Source organism: Janthinobacterium sp. GW822-FHT07H11, from assembly GCF_058798615.1.
This window is the reverse complement of record NZ_CM179507.1, coordinates 1,651,065-1,667,767: the sequence shown is the minus strand read 5'-3', so window position 1 is coordinate 1,667,767 and position 16,703 is coordinate 1,651,065. Positions and strand designations below refer to the sequence as shown.

The following is a 16,703-nucleotide window of genomic DNA, read 5'->3' as shown; positions in this document are numbered from 1 at the left end:
TGGCGTCGGCCGGCGGCAGTGACGGCGGGCGCCGGTCCGAGACTCTCCGGACCGCGTGCCAGGCGGTCGTGCTGCGCACCATGCCGCCATGCCCGGTGCGGCGGGCCAGCCTGGTCCACCCGGCCTGGTTCGCGGCGTACCGCAGTGACGCAGTGACGCAGTGACGGCCGCACGCCAAGGGCCATGGCAACGCCCGCGTCATGCTGGCCGGGCCGGCCTGCGGACATGGCACGGAGCTCCCCACGGAGGTAGCGAGCGCAGTGTCCGCAGTGGCTGGAGGCAGTGGTCCGGAGCCGCCGCTGGCGCGTCGCATGCCGTGCCTGGCCTTTGGGGCCTCGCCAGAGGGGCGGATGGGATGGCTACTGCGCTCAGATGGGATGGCTACTGTGCTAATCCACGCTAATCCACGCTAATCCAGTGCCAGGGTCAGCGGGCGCCTGCGCCCCTGCACCACGGCCGAGGGCCAGGCCGGGTCATGGGTCAGATTGTGCAATTGATTGCCGTCCAGCAGGAAAGTGTCTTCCACCATGCTGCCGGGCAAGCTGGGGTGGAATGCCAGCGCCATGCCCCGCCTGAGGATGATTTCCGTGTGCGCGCCGGCCGTCACTTCGGGCGCCAGGTAGCCATGGATGCCACCTTGCCGGCACGTGCGCACGGTATCGGGCTGGCCCGCATAGGCATAAGCACTGTCGAGCGCGTGATACACCATGCTCAGCGCATGGCCTGCCTCGCACACATCGAGCGCCACCGCTTCCAGCGCCAGCATGGCGGCATCGGCTTCCCCCATCCTGTTGCCCACGCGTGGCGCGGGGCTGAAGCAGCGTTGACGGCTCAAGCTGGCGCACAGCCCGAAGCGCCGCGCGCACAGCGCCAGCACGACCTGGCCTCCCAGAACCGCCTGGGCTGGCGGCGCCCGGCGATACCGCAGCTGGCGATCGAGGCCGGCCACCAGCACGTGCACGGGCTGCAAGCCGCGCAGCCACAGTGCGCGCACGCAGGCAGCGGCCAGCTCCAGTTCGCTCCAGTCCGGCCGGGCAAGGCGCATGGCGTCGGCGGCAGCGCTGGCCGCCAGCTGCCCCACCTGGCGATAGCGCTGCTGTTCCGACTCCAGCAAGACCAGCCGCTCTTCGCGCAAGGCGACGGGCAGGCTGCGCTCGAGCAAGCCAGGCCGGTCGGACAGGATGGGCGCGCCACCGGCCGCGTGCTGCACGAAATGCTCGCGCAATTCATACTGCTGCGGCTGCATCCATGGCGTCACCTGCCACGTCCACGGCCCGCGCACTTCCTCTTCACGCAGGCGGAGCGCCTCGGCCTCATCGGTCAATACATACGCCGCATCGCGCGTGACCAGTACCTCCGCACATCCGCTCTCGGCCGCATGGCAATGGCTGTTCGACGCCCCTGCCGTGGCCCAGGCAAACCAGTCCACGCCGCGCAGGCGCACGGCGCCCGCATGCTGGTCTTCCAGCCAGCCACGCATTTGCGCCAGCTTGTGCGCAACTTCCAATTCCAGCGGCCAGTTCATGGCCACTCCCCGCCATGAAGCAGGCTCGACCACAGTCCCGCCTTGCCTGCCGCCCGCCAGGCTCCTTGCTTGCTATGCATAACTGCCCCCTCCCATACATGGAGACATAAGACTCGTGCGCGCAAGAAAAGTTCGGCGCCCGGCGCTGTCCCAGGGTTGCAGTCTATGACTTCCGTTTACTTTTTCAAGCCTTATTGCGCCAGTTCGATCAGCACGGCCGTGTACATCTGCAAGTTCAGCAGCAGCTGTTTTTCCGTGATGAACTCATGCTCGGAATGCCCCGTGTACACCGTGTGCGGCATGGCCGGGCCGAAGCTGACGGCGTTCGGGAACAGGCGCGAATTGGTGCCGCCGCCGATGGCGACCGGTTGCGGCTGCGCCATGCCCGTGTAGTGCTCGAAAACGGATAACAAAGTGGGAATCTGCGGCGCGTCCGTCTGCAGCCACGGCTCGCCGATCTGCACCTGCAGCGCGGCCGGCACCTGGCGCCGCGCCTTCCAGCCATCGAAGGCGGCCGTCACCTGCTGGCGCAGCACGGCCGCCGTCTTGCCTTGCGGACGGCGCACATTGATATTGAGTTCCAGTTCGCCGCGTTGCTGCTTGAGCACGGTTAGCGCCACCGTCATCGGCCCCATGAAACCGTCGCGGTAGGCGATCTGGCCGAAGCGCTCGCCGTAAATGCCGGTACCCACCAGTTCATTCAGGAATGACAACATGTCTGCCGCTTGCGTGCCCCGCCACGGCTGCACGGCCAGGGCGTCGGCCAGCATGCCGATGGCGTTGACGCCGTCTTCCGGCTTCGACGAGTGGGCCGACACGCCCAGCGCCGACACCGTCAAGGTACCGCCATCGCGCGCGTAGCTGTAGCGCATGCCCTGTTGCCGCTGCGCGCGGGTGCGGATGGCCGCTTCCAGCGCGGCCGGCGCATGCTCAATGACGGCCGTGGCGTCTTCCGGGATCTGGCTGGCGAAAAAGCCGCCCTTCAGGCTCTTGAGCACGGGGCCGCCGCTGGCCGGCAAGGCCGTGCGCGGCGGCAAGGTCAGCTTGATGGAACCATAGCCCTTCTCGGCCGTCACCACCGGGTATTCCGCATCGAGGGTGATGTTCACCTGCGGCGGCGTGTGCGTCTTGAGGAACTGCTTCAACGGTTCCCAGTCCGATTCCTCGGCCATGTAGACATAGAGCTCGATGCGCTTGCTCAACGGCAACTGCTGGTCCTGGATGGCTTTCATCGCATACAGGGCCGTGGCGATCGGGCCCTTGTCGTCTTCCGTGCCCCGCCCCAGCAGTTTTCCCGGTTCGCTGCTGCGGTCCAGCTCGAACGGCGAGCGGGCCCACTTGGCGGGATTGACGGGCTGCACGTCGCCGTGCGTGATCACGCCCACGCGCTCGCTGCCCTTGCCCATGCCGATGATCACCACGTGGCCGTGATCGTGGAAATCGAAACCGAGGCGCTGCGCCTCGGCCGCCAGGTAGCGTTTAAAACCCGTGTGCTGGGGATTGTCGGCAAACGGCACGGCCGGGTCGGCCACCGTGTTGAAACTGACCATCTGCGCCAGGCTGGCGATCAGCGCTTCGGGATAGGTGGCCAGCGCGTAGCGGGCCGTGTCCTGCGCCTGCGGGCTGACGGACGCGGCGTGAACGGAGAAAGCGGCGGGGATCAATAAGCTGAGCAGGGACAGGCGGGCAAGTTTCTTGAACATGGGGCGGCACATGAAATAGGGAAGTCCACTCTAGCATTGCCCTGCCCGCTTTCCAATCAACATGAGTTTTTTACCGATCAGTACGCAAATTCCCGATTCGCATTATCATGTGTCCAGCCTGTCTTCCCCGCCACGCCGTCATGGGTGACCCTGCCAGCGTCAGGGGATAGACAAATCGTCCATTGTGATTTTCCACCACGTCCCGATATCGCTACCATGATTCCATTTTCCATACTCGACCTGGCGCCCATCGCCGAAGGCAGCAACGCCAGCCAGTCGTTCAAGAACACGCTGGACCTGGCGCAGCACGGCGAACGCTGGGGCTATAACCGCTACTGGCTGGCCGAACACCACGGCATGCCCGGCATCGCCAGCGCCGCCACGGCCGTCGTGATCGCCCATGTGGCGGCCGGCACCAAGACCATCCGCGTGGGCGCGGGCGGCGTCATGCTGCCGAACCACTCGCCGCTCGTCATCGCGGAGCAGTTCGGTACGCTGGAAGCGCTGCACCCGGGCCGCATCGACCTGGGCCTGGGCCGCGCGCCAGGCTCCGACCAAACGACGGCGCGCGCGCTGCGCCGCGAGCTGCAGTCCGACGCCGAGCAGTTTCCGCAGGACGTACTGGAATTGATCGACTACATGTCCGACGAGCCGCGCCAGCGCGTGCTGGCCGTGCCCGGCAAGGGCGCGAAGGTGCCCGTGTGGATACTCGGCTCGAGCCTGTTCGGCGCCCAGCTGGCCGCCCACCTGGGCTTGCCGTATGCGTTTGCCTCGCACTTCGCGCCGCAGATGATGCTGCAAGCCGTGGCGTATTACCGCGAACACTTCAAGCCGTCGAAACAATTGGCAAAACCGTACGTGATGCTGGGTTTTAATGTGTTCGCCGCCGATACGGATGCCGAGGCGCACCTGCGCGCCACGTCGATGCAGCAAGCGTTCGTCAACCTGCGCACGGGCCGCCCGTCGCGTCTGCAGCCGCCCGTGCCCGGCTATCTGGAGCAACTGGGTCCGCAAGAGCGCGCCATGCTCGACTCCGTGCTGTCGTGCACGGCCATCGGCGCGCCGGACACGGTGAAGGCGAAGATGGCTGCCTTCATCGCCGAGACGGGCGCCGACGAACTGATGATCACCTCGCAGATCTTCGAGCACCAGCACCGGCTGCGCTCGTATGAAATCACGGCGCAGGTGCATGCGGAACTGGCGCGCGCGCAGTAACTTCACTGTCTTCCTCGGTATTTCCCCAAATACCCTTTTCCCGGCCGTCGGCAACGATCGCCGGGATTTTTTTGCCTGCCGTTTTGCCGGCTCTGCTGCCTGCTGTGTTGCCCTCGCCACGCCGCAAAATCGGCCGCGCCCGGCAAGAACGACGCAGCCCCGCTATCATGCTGATCCAAAAGCATCATTCCAAGAAAGTTGTATCGCATGAAATCCGCCCCTTCTTCCATCGACGCCAGCGCCCTGCTCAGTTCCACCCGCATCCTGCTGTTCGCCCTGTCCGCCGGCGTGCTCGTCGCCAGCCTGTACTACGTGCAGCCGCTCACGTCCATGCTGGCCGCCTCGTTTGGCGTCAGCGTGCCGCAGGCGGGCTACCTGGTGACGGCCACGCAGATCGGCTATGTGCTGGGCATCGTGTTCCTGGTGCCCCTCAGCGACGTGCTGAACCGCCGCCAGTTGCTGACGTGGATGCTGGTCGCCAAGATCGGCGCCCTGCTGCTGGCCGCCACCAGCCAGAATATTATCGTCTTTGCCATCGCCAGCGTCTTGATGGGGATCACGGCCAGCGCCTTGATGGTCGTCACGGCCATGGTGGCCTCGTATGCGCCCGACCACAGCCGGGGCCGCATGGTGGGCACCGTCATGACGGGTTTATTATTGGGCATCTTGCTGGCGCGTACCGTCTCCGGCACCGTGTCGCAGATCAGCGGCGGCTGGCGCAGCGTCTACGTGCTGGCCGCCATCGTCGTGGCCGCCCTGCTCGTCATGCTGCGCCGCATCCTGCCGAACGAGGCGCCGCGTGGCAAGCTGCAATACGGCAAGCTGATGGCCTCCTTGGCCGAGATCATCCGCCAGGAACCCTTGCTGCGCCAGCGCGCCCTGTTCTCGGGCCTGGGCCTGGGTACCTTCAGCGTGTTCTGGACGGGCCTGACCTTCTTGCTCAGCGGCGCGCCGTACCACTATTCGGAAATGCAGATCGGCCTGTTCGGCCTGGCGGGCGCCACGGGCGCCTTGGCCGCCAACACGGCAGGCCGCATGGCCGACCGCGGCTATGCGCGCCAGGCCACGTGGCTGCTGGCCGTCGCCTCGATCGCGGGCTGGGCCCTGATCGGCTTTGGCGCCCATTCGCTCGTGCTATTGTTGATCGGTATCGTCCTGCTGGACATGGGCGTGATGGGCTTGCAGGTGACGCACCAGTCCATCATCTATAAGCTGGCGCCGCATGCGCGCGCGCGCGTGACCACCGTCTTCATCGCGGGCGGCTTCATCGGCGCCTCGGCTGGCTCGGCCCTGGCCAGCGCCAGCTTTGCCGCCGGCGGCTGGCCCGCCCTGTGCATGGTCGGCGGCGCCATGCCGCTGCTGCTGTTGCTGGTGTGGAGCAAGTACCGCCACGCGCAGCGCAAGCTGGAACGGTCGGCTTGATCCGGCGCTGCGGCGCCAACCGTGTTGTCGGATTACGCGCGGCCTCGCCGCGCCTCGGCGGCCCCGCTAATCCGACCTACGCCTGTTCGCTTGGAGCAAGTGCGTAGGTCGGGTTAGCGCGCCAGCGCGTAACCCGACAAAACATGCACGGACCACGTCTTATTTCGCGGCTTGCTCACGCGCCTTGCCGAACGCATCGCCCGCCTTCCAGGCCGGCATTTTCGCGGCGTTGGCCACGGCCTGCCCCAGGTTCAGGGTGAATTGCGCCTGCTGCGTCATGCCCGACAAATCCCAGCTGGCGTCGTACTCGTCGGTCACCTGATGGTAGCGTGGGCCGTAGGCGGCCGCCTTGGCTTTCGATGCGGCCACGTCCTTGATGTACTCGCGTCCGCCATTGATGGAAAACGCGGGCACGCCCGCCTTGGCAAAGCTGAAATGGTCGCTGCGGAAATAACCGCCGGCCAGGTCGGGACGCGCGGCAGCAATGTGCATGCCCATGGCTTGGGCCGTTGCCGCCGCCATGCCCCCCAGCTCCGTGCGCTCGCTGCCCTGCGCGCCGATGTCGTGCGTGGCGCCCACGAAATTGAGGCTGTCGAGGTTCAGCGCGGCGGCTGTCTTGTTCAAGGGCCACAGCGGGTCGGCCGCGTAGGCGGCGCTGCCCAATAGCCCCTGCTCTTCGGCCGCCACCCACAGGAAGATCTGCGTGCGCTTCGCCGGCTTTTTCACGGCTTCCTGCGCCATGGCCAGCAAGCCGGCCGTGCCCGAGGCGTTGTCGACGGCGCCGTTGTAGATGGTGTCGCCCGAATTACCCTGCTTGCCCAGGTGGTCCCAGTGGCCGCTGTAGATGACGGCTTCATCTTTCAATGTCGGGTCGGTGCCCGGCACCATGCCGGCGATATTGAATTGCTCCACCTTGCGCACGATGGACTTCATCTCGCCCGACAGCTTGGCGTTCAGGGCGACGGCCTGGAAATCCTTGCTTTCCGCCTTGGCGCGCAAGGCATCCAGGTCTTGCCCGCCGGCAGCAAACAGGCGGCGCGCCGCGTCTTCCGCGATCCAGCCCTGCAGCGGCGTGCCGGCCGTGCGGTCGGCCAATTGAAAACGTTCGCTGCCGCTCCAGCTGTTCTGCACGACGCTCCAGTCGTAGGAGGCCGACGGTTTCGTGTGGATCAGCAGCACGCCCGCCGCGCCCTGGCGCTTGGCTTCCTCGAATTTGTAGGTCCAGCGGCCGTAATAGGTCAGCGCCTTGCCGGCAAAGCGGTTCGGATCAAGCGCGGTCGGCTGCGGGTCGTTGACCATCATGACGACGATCTTGTTTTTGACATCGGCGCCCTTGAAATCGTTCCAGCCTTCTTCCGGCGCCGTGATGCCGTAGCCGACGAACACCAGCGGCGCGTCGAATGTGTGCGTGGCAACGGAGTCGCCCGTGGCCCAGACCCAGTCCGGGCCAAACGCCAGCGGCAACGGCTTGCCACCGGCCACCGCCTGCAGGCTGCTGTCTTGCGGCAAGGATTTCACGCCGGCGATCTGCACGCGCTGGCGATAGCTGTTGCCGCGCACGGGTTGCAGTCCGGCCATCTGCGCCTGGGTTTCCAGGTAGGCCACCGTCAGGTCGGCGCCGCGCTGGCCCGTGCCCCGGCCTTCCAATAAGTCGTTGGACAGGAAAGCCAGGTGGGCGCGCAGGGGCGCTTCCTGCACCACGGGCAAGTCATTCGCAGCATAAGCGGGAAAGGCCAGCGCCAGGCCGGAAGCGAGCGCCGTCAAGGCGCGGGAAGAAAACAGCTTCTGCATAAGATCCTTTGGGTAAGAGGAGACATTCAGTCCGGCGGATAGCCGGGCCGGCGATTGTATGCCATGGAGAAAAATGCATCAAAATGCGGACGAAAAAAATCCCCGCGGCCAGGGCGGGGATTGCATTAACGAGTAATTTACACGAGCAGGGCGGCCGCCAGGGATTCGATCTCTTCGGCCGATTCCTCGAGTATCGTGTGCAGGGTGCTGCCGCCAATGCCGAAGTCGATCTTCGCGGCCGCCTGGCGCCGCGCGGCGCTTTCCGGCGGATGCAGGGGCGAACCGACGGGCGACAGGTCGTTGGCCAGCACCAGGGTCGCGCCCAGGGTGCGGGGCGGGAACGGGCTGCCGCCGTGCCACATGCCTTCCACGGCCTGCAAGACCATGTCGGGCACTTGCAGCTGGCGCAGCACGCCGCGGCCGATCAGTTTTTCGCCGTATTCGATCCAGTCTTCGGTATTGTCGTCGAGCAAACCCGGATACTCCTCGGCGCGCGACAGCAAATAGAAACCGCCCACTTCGTGCACGATGGCGGCAAACATCGCCGTTTCCACATCCACGTGCGTGACTTTCCTGGCGATGACCTGGCTCAGCGCGGCCACATGGGCCGTGTGTTCCCACAGCCTGGCCGCCTTGGCGCGCAGTTGCGGGTCCGTGATCTGGCTGCCCAGCTGGCGCACGATGACGGACGCCACCAGCGACTTCAGGGTGGCAAAGCCCAGGCGCGAAACGGCAGCGCGCACATTGGCGATCTCATTGCCGGAGCGGTTGTAGGCGGCCGAGTTGGCCAGCGCCACGACCCGCGCCGACAGCAGCGGCTCGGCCATGACCATGCGGGCGGCGGCCTCGATATGGCAATCGGGGTCGTCCAGCGCTTCCTGCAACTTCAAGGTGGCCTTGACGTTGGCGGGGAAGGTCAGCTCGCCCTTGCTGGCCTGCAAGGCGATAATCTTGAATACTTCCAATCTTTCCATGAGTCTATCTCCGGTACGGGCCTATGCAGGCTCTGCTGTGTGGACGGGCCGGGAACGCGCACTGCTCCCGACCCGGCTCCCGTTTCCGGCAATATTACAGCAAGTCCAGATCCAGCCGCATTACTTTCCGGAAACTTTTCCAGCCACGCCTTCCACGAAATAATCCATCTTCGTCAATGCCGCATCGTCGAGCACGCCTTTGTCCAGGCGCACCTTGCCGTCGTTATCCTTGATCGGGGCGCTGAAAGGATTGAGCTTGCCAGCCACCAAGTCTTTCTCGCGTGCCAATACAAACTGTTTCACGTCGGCAGGCACGGCGGCATTGATGCCTTCCAGCTTGACCATGCCATCCTTGATGCCGCCCCAGGTGCTGCTGGACTTCCAGGTGCCGTCCAGCACGGCCTGCGCCTGCTTCGTATAGTACTCGCCCCAATGGTGGGTGACGGCGGCCAGCTGCGCCTTCGGCCCGTACTTTTTCATGTCCGAGTGGTAGGCGATCGCATACTTGCCCTTCTCTTCCGCCGCCTGCACCACGGCTGTCGAGTCCGTATGGTGGGTGACCACGTCCGCGCCCTGGCCGATCAGGGTGATGGCCGCGTCGCGCTCCTTGCCCGGATCGAACCAGCTATTGACCCACACCACTTTCACTTCCGCCTTCGGGTCGACGCTGCGCATGCCGCGCGTGAAGGCATTCACGCCCTGCAGCACTTCCGGGATGGGAAACGCCGCCACATAACCGGCCACGTGCGTCTTGCTCATCTTGCCCGCCAACACGCCCGCCAGGTAGCGGCCTTCGTAGAAACGCGCATTCGTGTTGGCCACGTTGGCGGCCGTCTTGTAGCCGGTCAGGTGGATGAACTTCACATTAGGAAATTGCTTCGCCACTTTCAAGGTGGGATTCATGTAACCGAACGAAGTCGTGATGACCAGCTTGCTGCCCGTTTGCGCCAGGTCGCGGATCACCCTTTCCGCATCGGCGCTTTCCGGCACGTTTTCCACAAACTTGGTGGTGATCTTGTTGCCCAGCGCCTTTTCCATTTCCTTGCGCGCCTGGTCGTGCTGGGTGGTCCAGCCCGCGTCGCCGATGGGGCTGATGTAAACAAAACCGACGTTCAGCGGGGCGGCGGCCGGTGCGGCGGCCATGGCAGGCATCAAAATGGCACTGCAGACGGCGGCGCACAATAATTTCTTGGACATGGTTTTCCTTGTGGTGAGTGATTAATTTCCGGGATTGAAATTTTTCCCCAGCGAAGCGGGCATGTTGAGCTTGATGTAATTCGCATTGCTGGAAATGAGCACCAGCACGACGATGGCCGCAACATACGGCAGCATCGACAGCAGCTGCGAAGCGATGGGCACGCCCAGCGCCTGCGCATGGAAGGTCAGAATCGTGATGCCGCCGAACAGGTAGGCGCCGCCCACCACGCGCGCCGGGCGCCAGGTGGCAAAGGTGGTCAGCGCCAGCGCGATCCAGCCGCGTCCCGCCACCATGCCTTCCACCCACAGCGGCGTGTACACGAGCGACAAAAAGGCGCCGGCCAGGCCGCAGCAGGCGCCGCCGAACAGCACGGCCGCCAGGCGGATGCGCCGCACGGGATAGCCGAGCGCATGTGCGGACGCCGGCGACTCGCCCACGGCGCGCAGCACGAGTCCGGCCCGCGTGCGGTACAAGAACCAGGCGATGGCCAGGCACAGCAGGAGCGACAGATACACCATCGGATGCTGGCGGAACAGGGCCGGCCCCAGCACGGGAATATCTTCCAGGAAAGGGATGCCGAAGCGGCCGTTCTGCAGGCTGTTGCCCACGTACTTCAAACCGATGTAGGTGGACGCGCCCGCGCCGAACAGCGACAAAGCCAGGCCCGTCGCGTACTGGTTCGTGCCCAGCCACACGGTCAGCCAGGCAAAGAAACCGGACAGCACCATGCTGGCGCCCGCCCCCGCCAGGAAACCCAGGGCGGGGCTGCCCGTGTTGACGGCCACGGCAAAGCCCGTGATGGCCGAGACCAGCATCATGCCTTCCGCGCCCAGGTTCACCACGCCCGCCTTTTCATTGACGAGCAAACCGAGCGCGGCGAGCATCAGCGGCGTGCCCGCGTTGATGCTGGCGGCAATCAAGGGCGCTATCGTCAGGGCCAGGTTATCCATGTTTCCTCCAGCGCAGTTTGTATTGGATCAACACGTCGCAAGCGAGCAAGGCGAACAGCAAGATGCCCTGGAACACGCCCGTGATCGCGCTGGGCAGACCCAGGCGCGATTGCGCCAGTTCGCCACCGATATAGAACAGGGCCATGACGAAGCTGGAAAAGAGTACGCCGACCGGATGCAGGCGCCCGACGAAGGCGACGATGATGGCGGCAAAGCCGTAGCCGGGCGACACGGTGGGCGTGAGCTGCCCCATCGGCCCCAGCACTTCGCAGGCGCCCGCCAGGCCGGACAGGGCGCCGCAGATCAGCAGCGACGACCATAAGGTCTTGCGCGAGGAAAAGCCCGCGTACCGGGCGGCGGCCGGCGCCATGCCGCCCACGCGCAGGCGGAAGCCGGCAATGCTGCGCGACAGGTACAGCCAGCCGCCCAGCGAGGCCAGCAAGGCAAACACGATGCCCACGTGCAAGCGCGTATCCGTCACAATCATCGGCAACAGCAAGCCGTCCGACAGCAGTTTCGACTGAGGGAAGTTGAAGCCTTCCGGGTCGCGCAGCACGCCGTACACAAGATAGCTGAGCAGCAATTGCGCGATATACACCAGCATCAGCGAGACGAGGATTTCGCTGGCGTTGTAGCGGTCGCGCAGCCACGCCACCAGGCCCGCCCAGGCCATGCCGCCCGCCATGCCGGCCAGCAGGGACACGCCGATGAGGGCCGCGCCACCGATTCCGTCATCGAGGTACAGGGCCGCCGCGCCGCCGCAGATGGCGCCCAGGGTCAGCTGCCCTTCCGCGCCGATGTTGTAGATGTTGGCGCGAAAGCAGATGGCCAGGCCCACGGCGATCAAGAGCAGCGGCGCCACCTTGAGGCCCAGCTCGGACCAGCCGTGCGCGTCGCGCAAGGGTTCCACAAAAAAGACGGCCAGTCCCGCCAGCGGGTCATGGCCCAGTGCAACAAACAGCAGCGCGCCGCACAGCACGGTGAGCAGCACGGCCAGCACGGGCGACAGCCACGACATCAGGCGCGACGGTGTGGGCCGGGCTTCCAGGCGCAAGGCGAACTTAGCCATGGGCAAGCTCCTGCGGCCACAGCCCGCTCATCCACTGCCCCACGAGGTCCACGCTAGCCTCGCCCACGTCCAGGGACGGCGATATCTTTCCTTTCGCCATCACCAGCAAACGGTCGCTGATTTCAAACAATTCATCGAGTTCCTCCGACACAAGGAGCAAGGCGCAGCCCGCGTCGCGCAGCGCCAGCAGTTCGGCGCGGATTTGCGCGGCCGCGCCCACGTCCACGCCCCAGGTCGGCTGCGCCACGACCAGCACCGTGGGTTCGCGCAAGACTTCGCGCCCGACTATGTATTTCTGCAAGTTGCCACCCGACAGGCTGCGCGCCAGCGCCTGCGGCCCGCCCGCCTTCACCTGGAAGCGCGCGATGATGGCGGCCGCCCGCTGTGCGATGACCGTGTGGCGCAGGAAGCCGTGGCGGATGGTGGCCGGCGTCTGCAAGCTGAGTAAAACATTGTCGGCCAGCGTCATATCGGGCACGGCGCCCCGTCCCAGCCGTTCTTCCGGCACGAAGCCGAAGCCCAGGGCGCGCCGGCGTCCCGGCGGCAAGCGTCCCGCCTCGGTGCCGTTGAGGACGATGCTGGCGGCGGCGGCGCGCATGTCCTCGCCCGACAGGGCGGCCAGCAATTCCTGCTGGCCATTGCCGGACACGCCAGCGATGCCGACGATCTCGCCCGCGCGCACGTCGAAATGGATATCCGTCAACTGCGTGGCGAACGGATGGCTCTTCGGCAAGTCCAGCTGCCGCACGCTCAGCATGGCGGCGCCGGGCGCGCGCGCCACGCGCGTAATGGCGGGCGGCTCGGCGCCTATCATCATGCGCGACAGGCTGGCCGCCGATTCCTCGGTCGGGTCGCACACGCCCGCATTCTTGCCGGCGCGTACCACCGTGCAGGTATGGCACAGGGCGCGGATTTCGTCGAGCTTGTGGCTGATGTACAGGATGCTGCAGCCTTCGGCCGCCAGCTGGCGCAAGGTCATAAACAGTTTTTCCACGGCGCCCGGCGTCAGCACGGACGTCGGTTCATCGAGGATCAGCAGTTGCGGCTTGGCCAGCAAGGCGCGCACGATTTCCACGCGCTGGCATTCGCCCACGGAAAGCGTGTGCACGTGGCGCTGCGGCTCGAGGTCCAGGCCATACTGGCGCGCCGTGTCTTCGATGCGCTGCGCCAGTTCCGCCATGTCGGTGCCGCTGGGCAAACCGAGGGCGATGTTTTCCGTCACGGTCAAGGTGTCGAACAGGGAAAAATGCTGGAACACCATGGCGATGCCGAGCGCGCGCGCAGCCGCCGGATTGGCGATATCGACCTCGCGGCCATTCCACACGATGCGGCCGCCATCGGGCTGCACCGCGCCATAGATGATCTTCATCAAGGTTGACTTGCCGGCGCCGTTTTCGCCGAGCACGGCGTGGATCTGTCCAGGCTCGACCGTGAGGCGGATGCCGTCATTGGCCACCACGGACGGATAGCGCTTGCTGATGTCGTGTAATTCCAGGCGTGCCGTCATTGTTTTTATATGCCTCGCTACAAGTTGTCCGTCTATCGATCGGCGCGGCACCAGGCCATCGCGATAGCTATCGTATCGGCATCCGCGGATGCTTGGGGGCTGGCGTTAGGCAGCCCGTTTCTATTTCCGCAAAAAAACAACACCTGTATACAATTTTGAAAAAAATTCGCCGCTTTGCGGCGCCCTCCTTGCCCCGGGAGGGCGGGAAGATGCGATGATTATATGCAGGAAATGATAGTAAGTATGTAAAAACCACATATTGTCCGGCACGGCGCTTCTCGCATCATGGATTGAACGGCGCGCATTCTGTCGCAACGCAGCGCTTCATGCGCTTTACGCGCCCTGCCATCCTTTGTATCCGTTTTCCAACACCCGTCACCAGGAGCCGAAAGTGCCAAAAATCATATCGTGTCTGTTACCTTGCCTGTGCCTTGCCACGACCCTCGGCCTGGGAGCGAGCGCCCAGGCCGCCGAATGGAGCGATACCGCGCTGAGCTGGCGCGCCGGCAACGACTACCGCGAGCCGTTCAACCCCGATGACATCAAGAAAAACATCTTTGCCATCACGCATGCCAGCGGCTACAAATACGGCAGCAACTTCGTCAACCTGGACTTTTTGCTTTCCGACAGCAAGGACCCTGGCGCACTCGGCAAGACTTCCGGCGCGCAGGAAGCCTACCTGGTGTACCGCAACACCATCGACATCGGCAAGGTGCGCGGCAGCGACATCAAGTTCGGCCCCGTGCGCGGCGTGGGCGTGACCCTGGGCTTTGACGTCAATACCAAGAACGATGTCGGCTACAACTCGCGCAAGCGCATGCTGGTGGCCGGCCCCACCCTGATGTGGGACGTGCCCGGCTTCTTCAATACCAGCCTGCTGTTGCTGCGCGAAAGCAATGCCCCCAGCGGCGCCTTCCCGCCCATCTCGCAAGTGACGGGCCGCTATACGTACAAGACGCATGCCATGCTGACGGGCGCCTGGGGCATTCCGCTGTCGCCGCTGTTCTCGTTCGAGGGCTATTTCAATCTGATCGACGCCAAGGGCAAGGATGAAGTGGGACGCGACACGGCCGTGGAAACGAATATCGACATGCAACTGATGTTCGACGCGGGCGCGGCCCTGGGCAGCGCCAAGAACACCTTCCGCGTGGGCCTGGAATACCAGTACTGGAAGAACAAGTTCGGCAACTCGGCCGCCACCACGGGCAACGTGGGCCAGACGGCGAAGACGCCGATGATACGCGCCGAGTACCATTTCTAAGAATCATTGTCACACATCAACATCCACGCGCGCGCCTGATGCCAGCATGAAGCTTTCCTGCTGGCGGAGAGCGCGACCGTGGAACAATTACTGCCGTATTACGAGCGCGAACTGGGCCTGTTCCGCCAGTACACGCGCGAGTTTTCCAGCCGCTTCCCCAAGGCGGCCGGCCGCCTGCTGATCGCCGGCGACACCTGCGAAGACCCGCACGTCGAGCGGCTGATGCGGCGGGCCGCCCCGTCAGCATCACCAATGCCCTGGGCCACGTCACGCGCTACCGCCACGACCAGCGCGGCCAGTTGCCCGACAAGGCGCCCGCGCCCGGCAACGTCCTGCACAACCACGACGATACCGACTACGCCTACGACGAGCAAGGCAACGCCACTGCCAAGCGCTTCCATCCGCCGGACAGGGAGTCGACCTGGAGCGAGCTGGAGCTGCAATACGACGCCGAAAACCGCCTCAACCAGGCCACCAGGACGCAACGCCAGTCACGCCACCGCGCCAGCTACTTTTATGACGCCTTCAGCCGCCGCATCGCCAAGCGGGTAGAAGAAGCACGCTGGAGCAAGCAACAAGACATCAGCAAAGACCAGCCCGCCCGCACGAGCGCCACCACCACCGTCTTCGTCTGGGACGGCGACACGCTGGCGCAGGAACTTGGACACGAAGAGACAGTCACATACCTGTACGAGCCGGACAGCTTCGTGCCGCTGGCCAGGATCGCTTCGCCAGCCTGTCGCCAGGCAAGCGCGGTACATCTGCCGCGCCTGACGCAATGGGATTTACCCGCCACCCGGGACGACGCCGAACTGCAGGCAGCGATTGCGCAAGAACAAGCGGACACCGAAGTGTGGCATGCGTCGGCATGGCAGCGTACCCAAGCAGTAGCCGATGACGCGGCACTACACGACCGTATCACCCACTACCACTGCGACCACTTGGGCACGCCGCGCGAACTGACGGATGCGCTAGGAAACGTGGTCTGGAGCGGGCGCTACAAAGCCTGGGGGCGTTTGCTGCATGTGGAAGGGGAAATCGAGCAGCCGCTGCGGTTTCAGGGGCAGTATGAGGATGGGGAAACGGGGCTGTTTTACAACCGATATCGCTACTATGATCCTGACGCATCGAGATATCTAAATCAAGATCCTTCCGGGCTGTCTGGTGGTATGAATTTATATTCCTATGCACCAAATCCTACAATGTGGATTGATCCACTTGGGCTACAAAAAAAATGTGGAACATGTTGCCTCGGTGGGCGTTTTTCAAGTGCTGACAGTGCAGCTCGCGCAGCATTAATCCGCTACAACTCAAAATCAATTCGAGATAACCTTGAATATGGCGGATTAATTTACAAAGGAAAGAATGGGAAGTACGATTTCACAAAAGCAACGCGAGGCAACCTTGATGGAGTAGATCCTTGGAGTGGCAAAAAAAATTGCCAAGAACTGTGAAGAAACAGGATATTGGCACACACACGGAAATTATTCAAAAAGAGATGGAACACCAACAACAAAAGAAAATGACTACTTCAATAGCAACGATTTTTCCCCTGATGATAAAAATGCGGCAAAATTAAGCGGCCAAGGAAAAACAGAGTATCGAGGATATGTAGGTACTCCAAGTGGAGTATTTAAAGAATATAATTCAAAAAATGGAATCACTTATGAATTATGAAAAAAATCCTATCTTGTATTTTTTCGATCAGCCTATTTTTCATCAGCCAGAAAAGTATTCCCAGAGATCTTTCCACCCCCAACACAAATGCGAGAAAATATATGACCAATACAGAAAATTCAGAAGAAAAAATCTCCGGAAAAAAATTTGAAATAATACTAATAGCTTTTAATGAATTCAAAAAAGAACAAAAAAATATTTATGATTTTGAAATATACATTCAGGACAACAGCGAAGATATTAAAATAACATTCGCACCAAATTTTGCGCCCGGCGAAAAAATACTAGGTGGAAAAACATCATTGGGAAGATCCATCACCTACACCATTTCAAAAAAAACGAAAGAAATTATCAAGTCAAATTATCATAGATGACATCAGAAAAATTCTTAACTGTTTGACTTGATTTTCA

Annotated in this window: 14 protein-coding genes and 1 pseudogene; 7 read left to right on the top strand and 8 right to left on the bottom strand. The window is 63.2% G+C overall.

The features are described 5' to 3' along the window. Positions 1 to 409 precede the first annotated feature (409 nt). Complete coding sequence (locus AC3RCJ_RS07345) at positions 410 to 1,525, bottom strand: M24 family metallopeptidase (RefSeq protein WP_492960377.1); 1,116 nt, start codon at positions 1,523 to 1,525, stop codon at positions 410 to 412. 191 nt (positions 1,526 to 1,716) lie between these two features. Beyond that, positions 1,717 to 3,228, bottom strand: coding sequence for a dipeptidase (locus AC3RCJ_RS07340; protein WP_492960375.1), 1,512 nt, complete (start codon positions 3,226 to 3,228; stop codon positions 1,717 to 1,719). 216 nt (positions 3,229 to 3,444) lie between these two features. Between AC3RCJ_RS07340 and AC3RCJ_RS07335 the strand changes: the two genes are divergently transcribed. Continuing rightward, a complete protein-coding gene (locus tag AC3RCJ_RS07335; RefSeq protein WP_492960373.1) occupies positions 3,445 to 4,443 on the top strand; it encodes an LLM class flavin-dependent oxidoreductase in 999 nt (332 codons plus the stop codon). Between the two features lie 207 nt (positions 4,444 to 4,650). Further along, on the top strand, positions 4,651 to 5,865 hold the full coding sequence (locus tag AC3RCJ_RS07330) for an MFS transporter (protein ID WP_492960371.1): 1,215 nt from the start codon (positions 4,651 to 4,653) through the stop codon (positions 5,863 to 5,865). A gap of 159 nt (positions 5,866 to 6,024) precedes the next feature. On the opposite strand, the gene AC3RCJ_RS07325 is transcribed toward AC3RCJ_RS07330, so the two are convergent. From AC3RCJ_RS07325 to AC3RCJ_RS07300, 6 genes are all read right to left on the bottom strand, one after another. Further along, the gene (locus AC3RCJ_RS07325) at positions 6,025 to 7,656 is read right to left on the bottom strand and encodes a M28 family peptidase (RefSeq protein WP_492960369.1); all 1,632 of its coding nucleotides are present in this window, start codon (positions 7,654 to 7,656) and stop codon (positions 6,025 to 6,027) included. 137 nt (positions 7,657 to 7,793) lie between these two features. Next, positions 7,794 to 8,630, bottom strand: a complete 837-nt coding sequence (locus AC3RCJ_RS07320) for an HDOD domain-containing protein (protein WP_492960367.1) — start codon at positions 8,628 to 8,630, stop codon at positions 7,794 to 7,796. A 120-nt stretch (positions 8,631 to 8,750) separates the two neighbouring features. Beyond that, positions 8,751 to 9,827 (bottom strand): BMP family ABC transporter substrate-binding protein, encoded by a 1,077-nt coding sequence (locus AC3RCJ_RS07315; protein ID WP_492960365.1) that lies wholly within the window; start codon positions 9,825 to 9,827, stop codon positions 8,751 to 8,753. Between the two features lie 21 nt (positions 9,828 to 9,848). After that, positions 9,849 to 10,778 carry an ABC transporter permease gene (locus AC3RCJ_RS07310; protein WP_492960363.1) on the bottom strand — a complete coding sequence of 310 codons (930 nt, stop codon included), beginning with the start codon at positions 10,776 to 10,778 and terminating at the stop codon, positions 9,849 to 9,851. After that, positions 10,771 to 11,847: an ABC transporter permease gene (locus AC3RCJ_RS07305; RefSeq protein WP_492960361.1), complete on the bottom strand. Its 1,077-nt coding sequence runs from the start codon at positions 11,845 to 11,847 to the stop codon at positions 10,771 to 10,773. Before AC3RCJ_RS07305 ends, AC3RCJ_RS07310 begins: the two co-directional genes overlap by 8 nt. After that, on the bottom strand, positions 11,840 to 13,354 hold the full coding sequence (locus AC3RCJ_RS07300; RefSeq protein ID WP_492960359.1) for an ABC transporter ATP-binding protein: 1,515 nt from the start codon (positions 13,352 to 13,354) through the stop codon (positions 11,840 to 11,842). Before AC3RCJ_RS07300 ends, AC3RCJ_RS07305 begins: the two co-directional genes overlap by 8 nt. Positions 13,355 to 13,754: 400 nt before the next feature. On the opposite strand from AC3RCJ_RS07300, the gene AC3RCJ_RS07295 reads away from it, so the two are divergent. The 5 genes and pseudogenes from AC3RCJ_RS07295 to AC3RCJ_RS07275 all read left to right on the top strand — a co-directional run bounded on the left by AC3RCJ_RS07295 (position 13,755) and on the right by AC3RCJ_RS07275 (position 16,666). Continuing rightward, positions 13,755 to 14,615 (top strand): outer envelope protein, encoded by an 861-nt coding sequence (locus AC3RCJ_RS07295; RefSeq protein WP_492960489.1) that lies wholly within the window; start codon positions 13,755 to 13,757, stop codon positions 14,613 to 14,615. A 78-nt stretch (positions 14,616 to 14,693) separates the two neighbouring features. Further along, positions 14,694 to 14,852, top strand: a pseudogene (locus AC3RCJ_RS07290) (type VI secretion system baseplate subunit TssF); the annotation flags it as partial. 62 nt (positions 14,853 to 14,914) lie between these two features. Further along, positions 14,915 to 16,069, top strand: a complete 1,155-nt coding sequence (locus AC3RCJ_RS07285) for an RHS repeat-associated core domain-containing protein (protein WP_492960357.1) — start codon at positions 14,915 to 14,917, stop codon at positions 16,067 to 16,069. Further along, complete coding sequence (locus AC3RCJ_RS07280; protein WP_492960356.1) at positions 16,041 to 16,292, top strand: DUF4329 domain-containing protein; 252 nt, start codon at positions 16,041 to 16,043, stop codon at positions 16,290 to 16,292. The genes AC3RCJ_RS07285 and AC3RCJ_RS07280 overlap by 29 nt, the downstream gene beginning before the upstream one ends. Before the next feature lie 101 nt (positions 16,293 to 16,393). Further along, positions 16,394 to 16,666 carry a hypothetical protein gene (locus tag AC3RCJ_RS07275; protein ID WP_492960354.1) on the top strand — a complete coding sequence of 91 codons (273 nt, stop codon included), beginning with the start codon at positions 16,394 to 16,396 and terminating at the stop codon, positions 16,664 to 16,666. The last annotated feature ends 37 nt before the right edge of the window (positions 16,667 to 16,703 follow it).